The sequence below is a fragment of the Virgibacillus sp. GM2-2 genome (genome assembly GCF_055329585.1).
Genome location: NZ_JBUZWC010000006.1, coordinates 45,624 through 63,323 on the forward strand (window position 1 = coordinate 45,624; position 17,700 = coordinate 63,323).

Consider the following 17,700-nt stretch of genomic DNA (forward strand, 5'->3'; position numbering starts at 1 on the left):
AATTGAAATTACATGGAAACAATGATGAGGGTAATACTATAAGGTGAAAAGGAATTAAGTTTTAGGAGGTAAAAACATGGACAATAATTATGAGCATTACGGAAAATATACAGCTGCAGGGACAGATATTGAAGCTGTTAAACAGAAAAATAGTAATTCAGGACTTTCGTATAATGAAGCGAAAGAATGGATTGCTAAAACAACTGGAGGTCATGGCACGAAAGTTTATAGTGGTACAGATACAGAAGAAGTTAAAAAGAAAAATCAACAATTCAGCGAATAGAAATACGAAGAAGCGTATCTTCTAACGTCAGAAAATATAAATTATGATAGACATTTATAATAAAATAAGAAAAACTTCGGCATTCCCAATTAAGGACAAGGCGAATGCCGAGTTTTTCTAAATAGCTCCTTATTTTTGTATTCAGAAGGTTTTAAAAAATGGTATGATGAATCAAGTGAAGAAAAAGGGGTGGTCAGTTGAAGGGGTTACAAACGATTCAAATTGATGGTGTTTCATTTCATCTTAATGAACACCACGATTTCACATGGTTAAAAACACTAGGTGAAGTTTTCTCCGTCTTTCCTGAACAAGATTCGGGAAACATTTGCTTTGGTATTCTCAAAAATGGACGGAAAAAATTTGTGAAGTATGCTGGTGCTAGAACAACAGAATATAAAGGAAATCCGGAAGACGCAGTAGTAAACTTAAGACGCTCTGTCCTTAATTATGAAGAACTAAATCACCCCAACTCGGTGACCTTGTTGAATCATTTTGAAGTGGATAATGGGTATGCTTTAGTGTTTGAATGGGTCGATGGTGAGTGTCTTCATCCTCACTGGTCGTTTCCTCCACCTCTTAAATATACACATCCAGATTCACCATTTTATCGGTTTAAACAACTGCCAGTAGAACTTCGTTTAAAATCCTTAAATTGTATTTATGCGTTTCATCAAAATGTAGCGAAGCAAAACTATGTTGCAGTCGACTTTTATGATGGTAGTATAATTTATGATTTTGAACGTGATACTACCACAATTTGTGACATTGACTTGTACAGTAATAAGCCGTTTATCAATACAATGGGAAGAATGTGGGGATCGTCACGCTTTATGTCTCCTGAAGAATTTGAACAGGGTACTGAAATTGATGAAAAAACCAATGTGTTCAATATGGGTGCAACCGCTTTTGTATTGTTGGGTGGAGAGCTTGATCGTTCATTTTCAAAGTGGGATACAAGCAAAGAACTATATCAGATTGCATTAAAAGCAATAGAAAAAGATAAAAATGATAGATTCACAACAATTGAGGATTTTTTCCAAGCTTGGGAAGAAGCTTGTGGAAAAGTTTTTTCATGAAATGAGGATGAATAAATGCAAATACAATCCTATATTGCTAGGGGTGTTAACCAACTTAATGAGGATGCATTAATTATAAATAATGAACTACAGATTTACGGTGTTGCTGATGGTGTTTCTTCGCTGGTTTCCTTTAAAAATGAAGAAGATCTAACTGGAGGATATTTGGCTTCTCATGAAGTGAAGCGTTACTTTGAATCTATTAAAAGTAGCGAAAAATTTTATCACGGATTATCAAAAGTCAATCATTCAATCCAAGAAAAAATGAAAGAAAATCAGATAGATACTAATAAAAAGGAACAATTATGGGGAACAGCATTAGCTATTGTTAAAATTACAAATAAGCAACTTCACTATATACAGACTGGAGATTGTATGTGTATTGCCGTATACGACAATAAAAAGGTAAGGGTATTAACTAGGTTACAAGTAGAGCATTTAGAAAATATAGCACTACAAAACTGGGAAGAAAATATATCCCGTGGGGTAAAGACAAGAAATGAATTAATAAAGCAGGTAAAACCTATCTTACTAGCTAATCGTCAGAAGAGTAATTCAGTAAACGGATATGGTGTTCTAAACGGTGAGGCCGCAGCATTGGAATACATAGAATCAGGGACAATCAATAGGAATGGCTTAACACATATCATTATAATGACAGATGGAATGTTTTTGCCACAAAAAATGATACCAGAAGGGGAAAACTTCTGGGATTACATTACTTCCTCCATACTAGATAAAGGATTACAACGTTATACAGAGAATTTAATAAGTGTTGAGGAAACGGACCCTGAATGTATAGAATATCCGAGATTTAAAAAATCAGATGATAAAGCTGGTATTGTAATTAACTTTTAGAGAGGTGTTTTCTGATGGAGTTCAGAGGATCAAGTGCTTACGATGAAAAGAATTTTTTATCCAATTATATGAAAAGAAGAGAGAGAAAAGATAGTCCAAATAATGCTATTGAAGGTCCAATTATTAATGAATTGTTTGGGGATGTTGAAGGCAAATGTATAGTGGACTTAGGATGTGGAGATGCATTTTTTGGCAAAAAATTACTTAGCAAAGGCGCGAAGTATTATAAAGGGGTGGAAGGCTCTGAACAAATGATCACACTTGCAAAAACTACTTTAAGTGGGCTAAATGGATTGGTTCACCATGCTACTATGGAGTCCTTTCAATTTCCAACTGAAGAATTTGATATTGTCACTTCCCGTTTTGCCATTCATTATGTTTCAGATATAAATAATCTATTTAGGAATGTATATAAATCTTTAAAGCAAAAGGGTAAGTTCATTTTCAGTGTTCAACATCCTCTAACTACTTCTTCATTCATAAGTAAAAAATCAGGAGATAAGCGTGAAAATTGGATAGTGGATGATTACTTTCATGAAGGAGAAAGAAAGGAACCATGGATTGACGAAGTAATTGTGAAATATCATCGAACAATTGAACAATACTTCAGAACGCTAACGGAAGCGGGCTTTTTGGTTAAAGATTTGCGAGAAGGCAAACCGGTTCGGGAGCATTTTAGTAGTGATGAAGAATATGAAAGAAGAAAAAGAATACCGATTGTTTTAGCGTTTTCTTGTGTGAAGTAAGTACGTTTAAGGAGAGTTAATAATGGATTATGTTAGAGATTTACGTAATGTAGTTGGTCACAGACCTTTAATACTTCCTGGTTCTGTTGTCTTGATAGTAAATGAGAACAATGAATTGTTACTTCAACTGAGAACAGATGGCGATTGGGGACTTCCTGGTGGTCTGATGGAATTAGGTGAAAGCCTTGAGGAAACTGCTAGAAGAGAAGTGAAGAAAGAAACTGGTCTTGATATTGGGGAGATAGCATTAATAAATATTTTTTCAGGTCCGGATTATTATTTCAAGGTATCAAATGGTGATGAATTGTATTCTGTAACTGCTGTTTATGTAACTCACGAGATAAAGGGCAATATCAAAATGGATAGATCTGAATCAATTGATTTACAGTATTTTGAATTTGATAATCTACCAGATAGTTTATCGGAGGAATACCGTAATTATATAAATTCGTACATAAAACAAAGTAAGAAAACGTAAGCGGAGGTTTCAGATGAGTCATATAGAAATTAGAGTTTTACAAGAAAATGATGTTGAAGAACTTGTTAATGATTTTAATAATGAAGGTGTGGATCGGAATAAGGAATACTTTCAATTCTGTCTAGATGAAATGAAAAATGGAGTGCGAGTGACATTTGTAGCTTGCGTGGATAACCATTTTGTGGGTACGGCCCACTTTTTGTACCATTCCAACTACCCGCAGTTTAAATCAATGGACATTCCGGAGATAAATGATCTTGTGGTTATTCCTTCTTGGAGAAGAAACAGTGTTGGGGACAAGTTATTGGAAACATTAGAGGTTTTTGCTCAATCGGAAAATTATAAGCGAATTGGTCTTGGTGTAGGTCTTTATAAAGATTACAGTAGTGCGCAGCGCTTATATGTAAAAAGGGGATATACCCCGGATCACTGCGGCGTATTTTATCCCGCCTTAACGGGCAGTAGAATCCCCTCTTCAAGATTACAAAGAAAATTAGGGTAAGTTAAGAGGGGCTCAACTGCCCGTAAAGGTCCGATTCTGTTCAACTAACATTCAGTGGAATGGCCCCCCACTGAATGAAGTTTCACTTTACGCTTATAAGGAAGTCGAACCTGGAGAAATGGTTCGATTGGATGATGAATTGAACTTATGCTTTATAAAAAATTTAGCCCGCTGAAAAAGTAAGGAGATTATACATGATATTCAAGAATGATAAATTGGTTGTTCGGGAGCTTAGCGAAACTGACAAAACGTTGTTGGTTAGGTGGTTATCAAGTCCGACTGTTCTACAGTATTATGAAGGACGCGATAGACCTCACGATAGAAAACTTGTCACGGAACATTTTTATAATCAAGGTGATGATAGAGTAACTGGCTGTATTGTAGAATACGATGATAGTCCAATAGGTTATATTCAGTTCTATAAACTAGATGATTCGGAAAAAGACGAGTACGGATATACTGGTTTATCGGAAACAATTTATGGAACCGATCAATTTATCGGAGAAGTTGACTATTGGGATAAAGGTGTTGGAACCCATCTTGTCCGTTCTATGATTGCTTATCTAGTTGATGAAAAAGGTGCAGATCGCGTTGTGATGGATCCACAAGCATGGAATGAACGTGCCATTTCTTGTTATGAGAAATGTGATTTTCGTAAGGTAAGGTTTTTGCCAAAACATGAATTACATGAAGGTGAGATGCGCGATTGTTGGCTAGTTGAATATAGGAGGGGTATAGTTGAAGGTTAAGCGAATCGTTGCAAATATTGATACCCAGAACATTGCTAAAGGAGAATATTTTTATTATGAGATTCTCGAGCTTGATCAATTAATGGATCATGGTTGGTTAGCGACGTATGGTTCCCAAGAGGAAATGAAAGTTCAAATCAATTTCGCTTCAGAAGGGGGATCAGGAACACCCACACCTGATTTGTCAATCGAAGTTGATGACCTTGACGAAGTATTAACTCGTATACAGAAAGCAGACATCCCGATTGAGTACGGACCGACTGAAGAACCGTGGGGAGTTCGTCGATTTTACGTACGTGATCCGTTCGGCAAACTGATTAACATTCTTGTTCATGTATAAAAAACTAGAACTACGTGAAGAGACCTGGCACTTCGTTACACAGTGTAACAGGTGCCAGGTCTCTTTAATTTCATTTCTTACCACTCAGGATGATCTTCGCCGTACTCTGGGTGATCTTCACCATACTCAGGATGATCCTCCCCATATTGAATGTCACCTGCTGCAGACACACTGCTGTTTGCATGACCAACGAAAACATATCCTCCAAATAATAGCGCAGTAACCATAAGTACTTTAATCATTTTTTTCATTATAATTTCCCCCCTTTCAAGGTAGTAAGCTTATTATGAAGTTTTATTGCTAGCGAATAGTAGTAGCTAGATTTTTTATAATAAAAATTAGTAGCGTATAAATGAGCCAACTTTTCATAAGCCTTACACAATTGAACATGATCATCTTTAGACTGGAAGAAAGGTATGACCGTATCTTCTAAATAGTCTTTGAGTTTGCTATCTTTATTGATTTCTAGTCTTTTCATAGTAAGATGAAGCTTATTGGTGATGTCATTTGGATGCAACTTTTCAAGCCCATCATTTAGCGTCTTGACAGCATTATCAACATCATTTCTGTTCAAATACACTTCGACTAGTCCATAAATTGTATTACCATAATTAGCACCTTCTGGATGTTTGAAGTTTAAACTCTCTACGAAATAATTTATTGCTTTCTCGCTATCATCCGCCTGTGCATATAAATATCCTAGGTTATTTAATATTTTTCCAGTGAGTGTGTCATCTCCAGATGACTTTGCAATTTCTAGTAGATTTGAATAATATTTTTTCGCCTCTTCAAACTTTTGGACCCTCGTATAATTGATAGCAAGTATTAACTGACAATCAATACTTCGTGGATAAAAAGCCAGTTTGTTAAATAACTTTAACGCCTTTTCTCCATAATAAATGGCTAGCGTAATATTATTTAAATAACTATGCGTCAAGGCTAAATGATAGAACAATTCTTCATTTGCTATCTTTAATTCGATAAACTTTGCTTCAGCCTCACTTAGTAGTGTTAACCCTTGACTGTACTCTTTCTCTATACACCGTAGGATTCCAGTAAAATAGATGAAGTAACAGTATTGCATCTCACTGAGATTTTTTTCATATCTACTCATTTTTACAGTCAATTCATTTGCAGTTTCCAATTCATTTAGTAACAAAAAGTATCTAATTTCAAATAACTTAAACCAGTATGTTAAGTGTAAGAATAAGTCGTCATCTGAAAAATAATCCTCCAACTGTAAGTAGGCTTCTTTCGCTTTTTGTATATTTTTAAACTTGATGAACTTATACCAATCCTCCAACATTTCCTGTATTTCATTTTTTTCTTTTTCGAAGGAGGTAAGATCAACGTTAAGTCGCTTCATCAGCAGTTGAACGGTTTCATTGTTTGTACTCTCTAGCTTACCGTTTTCTAATTTGCTTAAATAAGGAATGGAACAAATCCCTAATGCGAGTTCGTTCTGGGTTACTCCCGTTTTTGTTCGGTAGTGATAAATCAGTTTTCCATAGTCGATTTCGGGATAACTCTCTACTATTGTCAATAAAATCCCTCTCTTTCTACATGAAAAAGACCTATGAAAATCAGTAAGAATGATACAGTTGGCAGGTAAGAAATTATTGTTTATATATTAATACTTTTTAGATAATTAATAAATAGATAATTCAGACCATTACTATTGTCTTGGTTTAGAAAACCTGACAAAAACCACGCTGTAAGACCGGTTATTCCAACTAATTTTCTCAATACTCGACATGAATATCCTGTGATATGGTAGATATAGAAAATTCAAACAAGTCATGTTTCGTGAATTTTCTACATCTACTAATTCAGTAGAAAAAATTTTAAAGGGAGAGGATTTGCAGATGAAAAGTTTAAAGTTGTTCGGAATTCTTTTGATGGCAGTAATTCTTATCGCGCCAGCGTTCAATGCAACAGCGGCTGATGCGGCGGAGAAGTCAGAAAAGCTCCGCGTTTTGATTACATCAGTCAATAAGCATGCAAAAAGCCATGCCAAGAAGAATTATGGTGTGCGGTGGGATTTTAATCAACAAGGATTCACTACAGACGTTACAAAAGCACAGTTCCAAGCCCTTCAAAAAAATAAGAATTTAAAGGTAGAGCTTGTAGAAAAGGTAACGCTTAATGCCAAGCCTGGCTCAAATTCTACTGTCGTACCAAATGATCAAACGCCTTGGGGTATGGAGGCAATCTATCAAAATGAGACTCTTCTTACTACTTCTGGTGGAGAGGGAGTAAGGGTAGCGGTTCTTGATACTGGTGTTATCAACCATGAGGATCTACAAAACAACATAGAACAATGTAAAGACTTTACCCGAAGGAGAGCGAATCTTGTGGTCGGTTCGTGTGAAGATGACAATGGTCACGGTACACACGTTTCCGGAACCGTTCTTGCAGATGGTGGGTCAGGTGATGGAATTTATGGAGTAGCACCTGACGCTAAGTTATGGTCTTATAAAGTATTAAACAGACGAGGATCAGGATATATTGATGATATTGCAGCAGCGATTCGTCATGCAGCTGATGAAGCGAATCGTTTAAATGTGAATGCGGTTATTTCCATGTCATTAGGAGCAAGTTCTTCGTCTTCTCTAATGGCAGACGCTGTATCATACGCTTATGATCAAGGTGTTTTAGTAGTTGCAGCGGCAGGAAACTCTGGTCCATCAGCTAACACAATTGGATATCCTGGAGCACATCCTGATGCAATTGCCGTAGCGGCTCTTGAGGATGTTCAAGAAAATGGAACGTACCGAGTAGCAGATTTTTCTTCTCGCGGTAACCCAGAGACAGATGGTGATTACTTAATTGGTGCGCTTGATGTAGAGTTGTCAGCACCTGGACGAGCTATCGAATCTACTTGGAACGACGGAACATATCATACAATAAGCGGGACTTCCATGGCTACTCCTCATGTATCAGGTTTAGCAGCTAAAATTTGGGCAGAAAATCCAAGTTTATCAGCAGCACAACTACGCGAAGAGTTACAAAATCGTGCAACAACCAATGATATATTGGGTGGATACGGAGCAGCTTCAGGTGATGACTATGCATCTGGTTTTGGTTTCCCAACAGTCAATTAATCTATCAATCTATTTATAAGAGGAATCCTACTGGTTTTTGCCAGTAGGATTTTTTATATCATTGATAGTAAAATTTATATTTTATGGATATCAATATAAGTGATACTAAATACAATGTCATTGCCTAAATAATTGTGTTCGTATAAAATTTAATTAATTATGATAACGTTGAATTAATTTTTTCATTAAACCAAAAGGTAACCATTGGAGGTTGGGAAATGGATGAGAAGTACAATGATCTAATTGGTGATATGATCAAAGAAAATAATTATGATTATGAAAAAAATCTGTCCGGGAAGGGCAAACCGTTATCCAAAGATTATATGAAGATGGACACCTTTCAACATTTTCAAAAAATCGCAAAGGATTCTGGATTTTTACCACCATGGTTAAAATTGCAGAAGGAAATAGCTGATTTATTGCAAAAAGCTAAATCAGATAAGGATATTAATGAAATCAATAAAAAGGTTAAAAAGCATAATAAAATTTGTCCTACACCAATGCAAAAGGAACTCATTTCCTTAGAAAATCTAGAAAAAGCAAAAAGAATTTGGTGATTTTAAACGAACATTTACTGCGTCACGAGACTGTCCGCAAATGTAGAGTATTATGCGAACAGTCTCTATCGAGTACATTGGTATCAAGTTTTATAAAATTGATTTCTATCAATTGGCTGTGGAGGTTGCTCCATCCAACCTCGTTCAATCAATAACTCCAACCCATCTTCACCATACTTCAGTATTTCTGCAATAAATAAAGTTAAGGTGACCCCTACATCTTTCCGCATTGAAACAGATAAAGCATCTCCTAGTGCAGAAACTGCTATCTGATTAGATGTGCTTATAATGAACAAAATTAATTTATCAGAGAATGGAGAAACTGTTGAATTCTTCACTTCCATCGTAGTTGGGAACCCAGCAAAATGATCATTTTCTTTTAAGTACGTATCAAATTTATTGATTTGTTTTTCAGCAAGTTTCTTTCCTTTTAGTAAGTAATTTTTAATTTGCTTATCTGTGGTAACCTGTATTAGACCCATCAACAGGTTCATACCAATCGCATTTCTTTCAATTCCTTTGAAAAGTTCCGTTATTTCAAGCGTATTTAATGGTCTCTTTTCACCAGCCCACGTAGCAATTAAGGACGGATGTTGTTGAATGAATTCAACATCATTTGGATATTCCATTTTTGGTGGTCTATCGTATAATCCTTTAGAAAGCATAATGCTGAGTGCTTTCTTATGTAAATTCGATTCCTTTGTTAACAGGCTTGAAAATAATTCATAAATATCGAGTCGACTTATTTTAGTCAGAGTAATTGCATAATACGGTATTATCATTTGTCCACCACGATAAACAAAACTCAACGCAAATAGATCTGTAAACAAAGCAGGTGCCTTAAAATTAATATCCTCATCTGAAAATCCTTTTGGTATTGGCAGATGTTCTTTTTTGTATATTGATTCTATTTTGTTTATAACTGAATCTACATTATTAACAACTTCACGTGTGATGGATTTAATTTCCTTATCTTCAGTAGTATGAAGGAAGTATTTGTAAAAACATTGCATGGCGGTACACTGAATATAGGTTCTCCAAAGAATAGAGATTTCTGCAGTTGTTAATTTAATATTACTCTTATCCATTTTAATCCTCCTTTCATTTTTGAATAGTTTGTGTAGAACTTTAAAGATAATACACGTACAATAATTGAATGGAATTTTTGTAACAAAACGAGACTGCCTAATTTATAGACAGTCTCGTTTACTAACTTTGAAACATCTTAGCAAAAGATATCTTTTTTGTTTCGTATTCTTTTTTCGAGGCAAGCTCTTGCTTTAGTGTTTGGTTTTCCAATTTTAAGTTGTGTTCCTCGGTCAGTTGTTTTTCAATGTTTTTAATCCGTTGTTTTAGTTTACTTAGCTCTTCTAATAAATTTTTTATAGATTCATCTTGAGAAGTGACTTTTTCTACAGTTTTTCCAATCGTTTGCATAACTGCTAGTATGTTTTCATCGTAATTTCCTTGATCTAGAGACATTTGTATCTCTTCTGTTGAATTCTCTACAGCGATGGTAAAATTTTTGCTTGCTAACATGCTCATAATTTGTGACTTGTGATAGTTTTGTTCCTTGCAGTTTTTGATGAAATTCAACACATTAATAGCTTCTAAATGATAATAAGTAACACCCCATTGATCAGTTTCCGGAATGTAACAATTATAATCCTCAATCCAGTTCTCTACAGTGTTTTGTGGAACACCTACAATATGGCATAAGCTAGTTATACTTAATAGTTCCATTGTTTTTCACCGTCTTTCTAGTCACTGCTAGCAAATCATTTATTATTACGATCATGCACTATAATAAAGATAGAACTTGGAATGATTATGTTAAAAATGTGTAAAAAGTAAGTAATAGCATGAAGGTAATAATTATTATTTTGGTGAAAATACGTAAAAAGACTAAATAGTTATTTCTAATACACCATTTTGAAATGACTCGGCATCATCAAAACTATCGCTTGGGAAAATAAATGTCCAAGGCATACTGGTTTTCTGTTCAACCCCGACAGGAAGAGTAAAGGTATGTTTGGCCATGACGCTTTTATTTATGGAATATGTCATTTTTTGATTGTGGAAGTTGAATTCCCGTTGACTTGTGTTATGGATTAAAACAGTGACCAATAATTCTCTACGGTGATTTTTTGCCTGCTTAAGGGAAGTGAACTGAATGTCTGCTTCTGGAACTATATGTGTTGTTTCAAATTTTTTCTGTATATATTCACGATCTTGTTCAGCAATTGTTTTATCCCACGCGGGGTGAAAAATAAGCTTTTGCATCAAGTAACACCTCATAATCATATGATAGATAGCTTGTTTAGAAAAAGATCAAACATGACGATTGTCGATCTTTTTCTATTACATTATCTAGAATAACTTGCTAAACTAGAAAAAGCTAATGAAGTTTCATTCATGCTAAGCGTTTAAAAAATTAATTCAAGTGAATTCTGCATACACACGATTGCAAAAGGAATGAACTACATGACAATACTTTCTTTCATAGCAATACTACTAGTAGGCGTAGTAGCTGGTTTCATTAATGTTATCGCTGGTGGTGGATCATTGCTTACCCTACCTATGTTAATATTTTTTGGATTACCAGCATCTGTTGCTAATGGTACGAATCGAATAGCCTTAATGGCTCAAAATATTGTTGGTATCACAACCTATAAAAAAAGTGGTTACTTTGACTGGAAATTTAGTACACTCTTAGCGATACCGGCTTTTATCGGATCAATTGTTGGTGCTAAGCTAGCTATTTCAATTCCTGATGATGTATTTAATCAAATATTATCTGTGGTTATGATTTTAGTGCTCGTGGTTATCGTTTGGAAACCGCATAAACAACTGACAGGCGAATCAGTTCCTCAGACTCTTCTGAGAAAAATAGGACTCATCGTTATATTTTTCTTCGTTGGGGTATATGGTGGGTTTATTCAGGCAGGTGTAGGTTTCCTAATTATTGCCGCCTTAACGCTAGTTTCTGGATTATCTTTAGTAAAAATTAATAGTATTAAATTGTTTGTAGTAGCTATCTATACGACATCAGCATTGGCCGTATTTATTATCAACGATCAGGTAAACTGGGGTTACGGGATTACCTTGGCAATTGGAACTAGTATTGGAGCGTTTCTCGGAACCAAATTTGCAGTTAAGCATGGAGAGAAATGGGTCCAACGGTTTTTGATAGTTGCTGTAGTAATTATGGCCATAAAATTATTTATCTCATAAAGTGAAGCTTCAGTTATCCTCCAAAGGATGGGTGCTGCTCGTTAATACGAGATAAAAAAGCTGAGCGATTTTTTCGCTCAGCTTGCAAATTAATAAACCTTATCTCCATTGAAAATAGAATTCTTTACTACTACGTAATCCACAGTACGAATAGCTTCCAATTTTTCTCCACCAGCGTATGAAATGGAAGATTGAAGATCTTGTTCCATTTCCGTTAAGGTATCCTGTAATGAGCCCTTGTGTTCCACATACATTTTCTTACCTTCAACATTTTTCTTTTCACCCTTCTGAAATTCAGAAGCTGAACCAAAATATTCTTTATAGAGCTTTCCTTCTTTTTCAAATGTTTCTCCAGGTGATTCCTCGTGTCCTGCAAATAGTGATCCGATCATAACCATCGTTGCACCAAAACGTATAGATTTAGCAATGTCACCATGTGTACGAATACCGCCATCAGCAATGATTGGTTTGCTAGCCGCCTTGGCACACCAGCGTAGCGCAGCTAATTGCCAGCCACCAGTTCCAAATCCAGTTTTGATTTTCGTAATACATACTTTACCTGGACCGATACCAACTTTCGTAGCATCTGCACCCGCATGCTCTAATTCTCTTACAGCTTCAGGGGTCCCCACGTTTCCAGCAATCACAAATGTCTGTGGAAGATGTTTCTTAATATATTGAATCATGTTAATTACAGCATTGGAATGACCATGCGCTATATCAATCGTTACAAAATCTGGTGTAAGTTTTTCTTCAGCTAGCTGGTCAATGAACGTATACTCTTCACTTTTGACTCCAACACTGATCGATGAAATCAAATCACGTGATTGCATATCTTTTACAAAAGCAATGCGTTTATTTGGTTCAAAACGATGCATGATGTAAAAATAACCGTTTTCAGCTAAGAAAACTGCGATTTTTTCATCTATAATAGTTTGCATGTTTGCAGGAACAACAGGCAATTTAAATGTATGTCCACCAAGACTAACAGTTGTATCACATTCAGAACGGCTATTTACCACACATTTTGCAGGAATTAATTGAATATCTTCGTAATCGAATACATTTTCCATAGAATACACTCCTAAATACGAATGTTAATTTGATTTTAAATATTAATGTTCGTCTATTAGTTAATTTACAGTATTTTTATCCATATGTCAAAGTTTAAAAATGATATACTAACTATATAAGCTTATTATGGAGGAACAAAAATGAACGATATTCAAAGCAAAGCAGTTCGAAACAATATTTTATGGTGTAAGACAGTAAGTGATACACATGGGATGAAGGATGCTACAACAGAGAATACGTGGGGACTATTATCGAAGGCTCCACCTTATTATCCTGAAATTGTTATAGCGAAAAAAACTGACGTAAAGCTAGAAGAATTAAACTATTTTATCGAAAATGGGGATGTAACTAGTGTTAAAGATAGCTATGCAAGTGTTGATCTAAAATCGATTGGTTTTGAAATTCTATTTGAAGCGGAGTGGATTTATCACAATTCAGTGACTGTAACTAGACCAAACTCAAACTGGCGGTTAATTAGGTCTGAAGAGGATTTGAATTTATGGACGGAGAGAAGTGGGTTAAACGATATAATGAATAAAAAACTATTACATATAAATAATGTAAAAATTTTTATTCATAAGAAAGAATCTGCAGGTTTTATTGCTAATCTAGATGAAGGAGTAGTAGGTATAACGAATGTTTTTTCTATCGACAGTGAAGATAAAACAGTATGGAACGAGATACCGGAAGTAGTCGCAAAAGAATTTCCAGGACAACTAATGGTAGGGTATGAACAAGATATGGATCTCAAAGCAGCAATAACTGCTGGCTGGAAATCCATTGGACCACTTCGAGTATGGGTGAAAGCATAGAGTGACTTTTGTATTTTTTTCTTGAAATATCAAAAGGATGTAACCTTTTTAGTTGGTTTTAATCCTTAAGCTATACTTGTAATTGATATTTTGCTGTTAAATTTCTTGTCGATTACCCTTTCTATATTGAAGCGGTGTTACGCCGTAGTTTTGCTTGAATACTCTAGTAAAGTAGCTGTGATTTTTAAAATGGTATCTATCACATATCGCTCCAATTGATTCAGTGGAGTGTTTCATTTCATAAGCTGCCGCAATGCATTTTTTGCGATTAATGAATTTTACAATGGATATATCCATTCGTTCTTTGAAAACCCTAGATATATAAGATGACGAAAGATCTACTTGCTCAGCAATCCAATTTATCGTTAGTGTATCTTGAAGGTTATTTTCTATTAAGCGTATAACCGCCTGAACATGTGAATTTGAATCCTCGATTACTTCTGCGTCTAATTTGGAGCATATTATGTTGATAAACCATGATACCCATGTAAAAAAATCACACACAACTTTCCAATTATTAATTACCGCTAAAAGGGCAGTTGTATTTGACAGGTGATGCGCAGTAAGTTTATTTTCCCTCATTAATGAACGGGTTAGACCCGTCACAATACTACTCGTATAAAATTTTAAGGTATCCACTTGATCCTTTTCCGGTACACTTAAAAAGCAGAAGTATATGTTAATCAATTCCTTCTCAGCATTTTTTAAATCCTTTATTTTTATAAAATGGATTAAACGTTCATCATGTACGGTTATTTTTTGGGCAAGGTCTAAATCCTCAATTGTTCTGATATCTTTTTGGTAATGGTGCTTAAATTCAGTATTGATAATAGTTCCCCCCTACCGATATATTCCATATAATCTATTTTACCGCAAAAAGAGGTAAAAAAAAGCATAATTTGTCACAAAACTGACACATTTTTATGAGAAATTTCACCTATTTTAGCACAATAATGAACGAAATTAGGACTATTTTAGTGTATGATGTATAAATGTACACTTGACAGAAAGGAAATAGTATTGTGAATAATATGGAAGAAAGAATTGAAGAAATGCGTAAAGAAATGTATGAAGTTTATACGACTAATCCAACTGACCCAAGATTATTATCAATATCCCAGGAACTAGATGTATTGTTGAACAAGTTACGAAATGAAGAAAGTGAATTAAACTAATACTATATATAGTGAGAACAACCAAAATGAATTCTAGGTTTAATTCAAACCGTTCATTTTGGTTTTTTAGTAGTTTCTAATAGTTGTGATTTTTTGCTGATGTAAGATTGAAAATTTTGGAAGGGATTTTGCACCTCATGGCGAATACCTAAAGGAAGGAGGGGTTCTAATGACTATTGAAACAGAGTTATCTAAACAAGTTTATCAGTTGATGGAACTACATCAGAATTTCGCGAACGGTGAATATGAGGAAATGAATACACTTTATGCAGATGATTTCTTAGGAACGCAATACATGCCAAGAGTAGGGGAAATAGAAAGTTTTACTGTCGACGACATTAGAGAAGGAAACAAGGGAGCAGCAGAACATTTTAAAGGTAAAAAAATAGAATTTGTTTTTTCAGGGTTGCAAATCGTTCCCCAGCACAAAAACCAAGCTGCGGTATCATACGAGATTACCTATCGAGATAATGAACGAATGGTACGTGCCTTAAATTTAGAAGTATGGCGAAAAGATACGGATGAAAAATGGCGAATTATTCGCTGGCACCAAGAGAAGGGGGAGAGTAAGGTATAGACAATGAGGTATCAATAGATTCTTCATATCAATTTTTCAAAATGTTAATTCCTTTATTCCCCAGGAAATTATCTCTACTACAAAATATACATACTAAACTCACTTTAGGAACGATAATACATAAGTGGATTCCAGGAAAACGGTGACCGCTGAGGGAAATATATAGGAAAGGTAACCAAGATATGAAAAAAGTTATACTATTATTTATTATTTTGTTTTCAGTGTTCGCCTTAACAGGATTTGTCAAGGCTGATTATTCTATTAACGTAAACGAAGAGGAAATTGCCGAAGTGAAACTTATTGTGAAAGTCGATGACAAATACAATAAGACAGAGGTTGAGAAATACATTATGAAAAATTTCCCAAAGAATTTAAAATCATATACCCACTATGATTATACTTATAATACAAATGAAACTGAAAAATACACAGTTTTTGAAGTAATTGCACGATATCCAGAAACCATGCGATTAGGCTTATTACATTTTAGTGAGTTTCAACTCCCTGGGAATTCTAGTGGAAATGGAACAAGTTTACCTTTCTATAAAAAGAGATCATTTAATGCAGTCATGGCGGTTCCTAAAGTTTCAAATGAAGGTTTTATTAACCAAGGTGATATTGGAGAAAATGTGGAAATTCAAGTACATCTTACTTTACCATTTACAGTGAAAAACCATAACGGGATATATGAAGGAGATACGATAACTTGGAATATAGATCCCTATAAAGAAAACCATCTCAACTTTACTTATGTTAAAAATGAATTATATAAACCATTGATTTTACTAATTTTAACTGCTGGCTTGTGTGTTGCAATAGTTGTAAAAAAGAAGAATAAACCAATACCTCGGAAAGAGGAATCAAAATGAAAATAACAAACAAAAAAATATTAGTTACTGGCGTTACAGGAACCGTAGGTGAAAGAGTTGCAACAATTTTATTGCATTAATGCAAAGAGGTAAGGGTTCTTATTAGAGATGAAAGGTATGCTAATAAGTTTCTTAAATTAGGTATGAAACCTGTAGTAGGTGAACTGTCAGACAAAGACTCATTACTAAAAGCAATAACTAACATTGATATAATCGTACATTGCGCTGCATACTTAGGCCATGACCTAAATTTAGCAATAGATTCTAATGTTACAGGTGTAGAAAATTTGGCGGATATTGCTCTTAAATTGAAATTGAAAAGATTTATACATATTTCAAGTATTTCCGTTTATGGTGAACCAATTGAAGGATGTTTAGACGAGAAAACCCCTATAGTTCAACAGCATGAAGAGGTATATATTCATACTAAAGCTCAATCAGAGCGGATATTAAACAAATATGCAAAAAAGGGATTGGATGTTATAACCTTAAGACCAGGAGCTATATGCGCGGAGGAAAATTCTTATTGGGGAGACAGACAAATTAATCGGATGATATCTGCGGATTCAATTGATTGGGTAAACCCGGAAGATGTTATAGCTTGGATACATGCTGATAACTTAGTAGAGATGATTCATTTAGTTTTATTAAAGGGCAAGTCGGGTGAAGTATACAACGCTATTGATGGGAATTATCCTGAAAAAGAATTCCGAGTAAAGTTAATTTCCGCATTAGGGAAAGAGATGGAATTGCCGAATCGTGAAAATGAACGACCAATATATTCGAATGATAAGATTAAAGAATTAGGTTATAATCCAATAAAGACATTTGAAGAAACAATTACAAACCTTGAACGAAAAGCCCTCAATCTCAAAAAATAGCAAGGCTTAAGCTAAACATTAACATTACAGGCATATCCTTATCTAATAGGGGAAGAAGTTCATAAAATAATTAAAAGGAGACTTTGAAAGTGGAATTCAGTTTACTTCTCATCATATCTTTTCTAGCATTATTATTTGTGCTTAACAAAATAGTAGACTATAAACAGAGTAATTCCAAGTTACAGGAAGTAAAGTCAAATATAAACAATCTTTTTTGGGGTATCATGCTCGTAGTAATAATTATACTCATACCCTATTCGATTTGGAAAATGACAGGGAGTTCAAACAATTGGAATGGGCTGTATATAATTGCTATATCTGCCATTGGGACAATTCTATTCTGTTTTGGATTTGTTTTAAGAACATCTAATAGCAATGACACATT

The 17,700-nt window shown here is 34.7% G+C and carries 22 protein-coding genes and 1 pseudogene; 16 read left to right on the forward strand and 7 right to left on the reverse strand.

Annotation, left to right across the window (positions count from 1 at the left end):
• The first annotated feature begins 76 nt into the window (after window positions 1-76).
• The 8 genes from ACY9Z2_RS09040 (at window position 77) to ACY9Z2_RS09075 (ending at window position 5,032) form a co-directional block, all read left to right on the forward strand.
• The gene (locus tag ACY9Z2_RS09040) at window positions 77-283 is read left to right on the forward strand and encodes a gamma-type small acid-soluble spore protein (RefSeq protein WP_463609307.1); all 207 of its coding nucleotides are present in this window, start codon (window positions 77-79) and stop codon (window positions 281-283) included.
• 197 nt (window positions 284-480) lie between these two features.
• Window positions 481-1,359, forward strand: a complete 879-nt coding sequence (locus ACY9Z2_RS09045) for a protein kinase family protein (protein WP_463609308.1) — start codon at window positions 481-483, stop codon at window positions 1,357-1,359.
• Window positions 1,360-1,374: 15 nt separating this feature from the next.
• Window positions 1,375-2,217: a PP2C family serine/threonine-protein phosphatase gene (locus ACY9Z2_RS09050; RefSeq protein ID WP_463609309.1), complete on the forward strand. Its 843-nt coding sequence runs from the start codon at window positions 1,375-1,377 to the stop codon at window positions 2,215-2,217.
• Between the two features lie 14 nt (window positions 2,218-2,231).
• The gene (locus ACY9Z2_RS09055; protein ID WP_463609310.1) at window positions 2,232-2,963 is read left to right on the forward strand and encodes a class I SAM-dependent methyltransferase; all 732 of its coding nucleotides are present in this window, start codon (window positions 2,232-2,234) and stop codon (window positions 2,961-2,963) included.
• Between the two features lie 22 nt (window positions 2,964-2,985).
• Window positions 2,986-3,441: an NUDIX hydrolase gene (locus tag ACY9Z2_RS09060; RefSeq protein ID WP_463609311.1), complete on the forward strand. Its 456-nt coding sequence runs from the start codon at window positions 2,986-2,988 to the stop codon at window positions 3,439-3,441.
• Window positions 3,442-3,454: 13 nt separating this feature from the next.
• The gene (locus ACY9Z2_RS09065) at window positions 3,455-3,943 is read left to right on the forward strand and encodes a GNAT family N-acetyltransferase (protein ID WP_463609312.1); all 489 of its coding nucleotides are present in this window, start codon (window positions 3,455-3,457) and stop codon (window positions 3,941-3,943) included.
• Window positions 3,944-4,137: 194 nt separating this feature from the next.
• Complete coding sequence (locus ACY9Z2_RS09070; protein ID WP_463609313.1) at window positions 4,138-4,692, forward strand: GNAT family N-acetyltransferase; 555 nt, start codon at window positions 4,138-4,140, stop codon at window positions 4,690-4,692.
• Window positions 4,682-5,032 carry a VOC family protein gene (locus tag ACY9Z2_RS09075; protein WP_463609314.1) on the forward strand — a complete coding sequence of 117 codons (351 nt, stop codon included), beginning with the start codon at window positions 4,682-4,684 and terminating at the stop codon, window positions 5,030-5,032. The genes ACY9Z2_RS09070 and ACY9Z2_RS09075 overlap by 11 nt, the downstream gene beginning before the upstream one ends.
• A gap of 77 nt (window positions 5,033-5,109) precedes the next feature.
• Here ACY9Z2_RS09075 and ACY9Z2_RS09080 read toward each other — a convergent pair whose 3' ends face one another.
• Window positions 5,110-5,283: a hypothetical protein gene (locus tag ACY9Z2_RS09080; protein ID WP_463609315.1), complete on the reverse strand. Its 174-nt coding sequence runs from the start codon at window positions 5,281-5,283 to the stop codon at window positions 5,110-5,112.
• The gene (locus ACY9Z2_RS09085; protein WP_463609316.1) at window positions 5,283-6,575 is read right to left on the reverse strand and encodes a tetratricopeptide repeat protein; all 1,293 of its coding nucleotides are present in this window, start codon (window positions 6,573-6,575) and stop codon (window positions 5,283-5,285) included. The genes ACY9Z2_RS09080 and ACY9Z2_RS09085 overlap by 1 nt, the downstream gene beginning before the upstream one ends.
• A 322-nt stretch (window positions 6,576-6,897) precedes the next feature.
• Between ACY9Z2_RS09085 and ACY9Z2_RS09090 the strand changes: the two genes are divergently transcribed.
• Window positions 6,898-8,136, forward strand: a complete 1,239-nt coding sequence (locus ACY9Z2_RS09090) for a S8 family peptidase (protein ID WP_463609317.1) — start codon at window positions 6,898-6,900, stop codon at window positions 8,134-8,136.
• A gap of 218 nt (window positions 8,137-8,354) precedes the next feature.
• The gene (locus ACY9Z2_RS09095; RefSeq protein WP_463609318.1) at window positions 8,355-8,693 is read left to right on the forward strand and encodes a DnaJ family domain-containing protein; all 339 of its coding nucleotides are present in this window, start codon (window positions 8,355-8,357) and stop codon (window positions 8,691-8,693) included.
• 83 nt (window positions 8,694-8,776) lie between these two features.
• On the opposite strand, the gene ACY9Z2_RS09100 is transcribed toward ACY9Z2_RS09095, so the two are convergent.
• From ACY9Z2_RS09100 to ACY9Z2_RS09110, 3 genes are all read right to left on the reverse strand, one after another.
• Window positions 8,777-9,781: a DUF3231 family protein gene (locus ACY9Z2_RS09100; RefSeq protein ID WP_463609319.1), complete on the reverse strand. Its 1,005-nt coding sequence runs from the start codon at window positions 9,779-9,781 to the stop codon at window positions 8,777-8,779.
• A gap of 121 nt (window positions 9,782-9,902) precedes the next feature.
• Window positions 9,903-10,436 (reverse strand): MerR family transcriptional regulator, encoded by a 534-nt coding sequence (locus ACY9Z2_RS09105; RefSeq protein ID WP_463609320.1) that lies wholly within the window; start codon window positions 10,434-10,436, stop codon window positions 9,903-9,905.
• A gap of 162 nt (window positions 10,437-10,598) precedes the next feature.
• On the reverse strand, window positions 10,599-10,976 hold the full coding sequence (locus ACY9Z2_RS09110; RefSeq protein ID WP_463609321.1) for an SLAP domain-containing protein: 378 nt from the start codon (window positions 10,974-10,976) through the stop codon (window positions 10,599-10,601).
• Window positions 10,977-11,177: 201 nt separating this feature from the next.
• Here ACY9Z2_RS09110 and ACY9Z2_RS09115 point away from each other — a divergent pair, with 201 nt between their 5' ends.
• Window positions 11,178-11,927: a sulfite exporter TauE/SafE family protein gene (locus ACY9Z2_RS09115; protein ID WP_463609322.1), complete on the forward strand. Its 750-nt coding sequence runs from the start codon at window positions 11,178-11,180 to the stop codon at window positions 11,925-11,927.
• A gap of 89 nt (window positions 11,928-12,016) precedes the next feature.
• On the opposite strand, the gene guaC is transcribed toward ACY9Z2_RS09115, so the two are convergent.
• Window positions 12,017-13,000 (reverse strand): GMP reductase, encoded by a 984-nt coding sequence (guaC, locus tag ACY9Z2_RS09120; RefSeq protein WP_463609323.1) that lies wholly within the window; start codon window positions 12,998-13,000, stop codon window positions 12,017-12,019.
• A gap of 141 nt (window positions 13,001-13,141) precedes the next feature.
• Here guaC and ACY9Z2_RS09125 point away from each other — a divergent pair, with 141 nt between their 5' ends.
• A complete protein-coding gene (locus tag ACY9Z2_RS09125) occupies window positions 13,142-13,813 on the forward strand; it encodes a hypothetical protein (RefSeq protein ID WP_463609324.1) in 672 nt (223 codons plus the stop codon).
• Between the two features lie 96 nt (window positions 13,814-13,909).
• Here ACY9Z2_RS09125 and ACY9Z2_RS09130 read toward each other — a convergent pair whose 3' ends face one another.
• Window positions 13,910-14,452, reverse strand: coding sequence for a helix-turn-helix domain-containing protein (locus ACY9Z2_RS09130; protein WP_463609325.1), 543 nt, complete (start codon window positions 14,450-14,452; stop codon window positions 13,910-13,912).
• A 392-nt stretch (window positions 14,453-14,844) separates the two neighbouring features.
• On the opposite strand from ACY9Z2_RS09130, the gene ACY9Z2_RS09135 reads away from it, so the two are divergent.
• From ACY9Z2_RS09135 to ACY9Z2_RS09150, 4 genes and pseudogenes are all read left to right on the forward strand, one after another.
• Window positions 14,845-14,988 (forward strand): Spo0E family sporulation regulatory protein-aspartic acid phosphatase, encoded by a 144-nt coding sequence (locus ACY9Z2_RS09135; RefSeq protein ID WP_463609479.1) that lies wholly within the window; start codon window positions 14,845-14,847, stop codon window positions 14,986-14,988.
• 169 nt (window positions 14,989-15,157) lie between these two features.
• Entirely contained in the window at window positions 15,158-15,565 is a 408-nt protein-coding gene (locus ACY9Z2_RS09140) for a DUF4440 domain-containing protein (protein ID WP_463609326.1), read from the forward strand.
• A gap of 182 nt (window positions 15,566-15,747) precedes the next feature.
• Window positions 15,748-16,434 (forward strand): LppM family (lipo)protein, encoded by a 687-nt coding sequence (locus ACY9Z2_RS09145; protein WP_463609327.1) that lies wholly within the window; start codon window positions 15,748-15,750, stop codon window positions 16,432-16,434.
• Between the two features lie 95 nt (window positions 16,435-16,529).
• A pseudogene (locus tag ACY9Z2_RS09150) lies at window positions 16,530-17,315 on the forward strand (NAD-dependent epimerase/dehydratase family protein); the annotation flags it as partial.
• Window positions 17,316-17,700 lie beyond the last annotated feature (385 nt).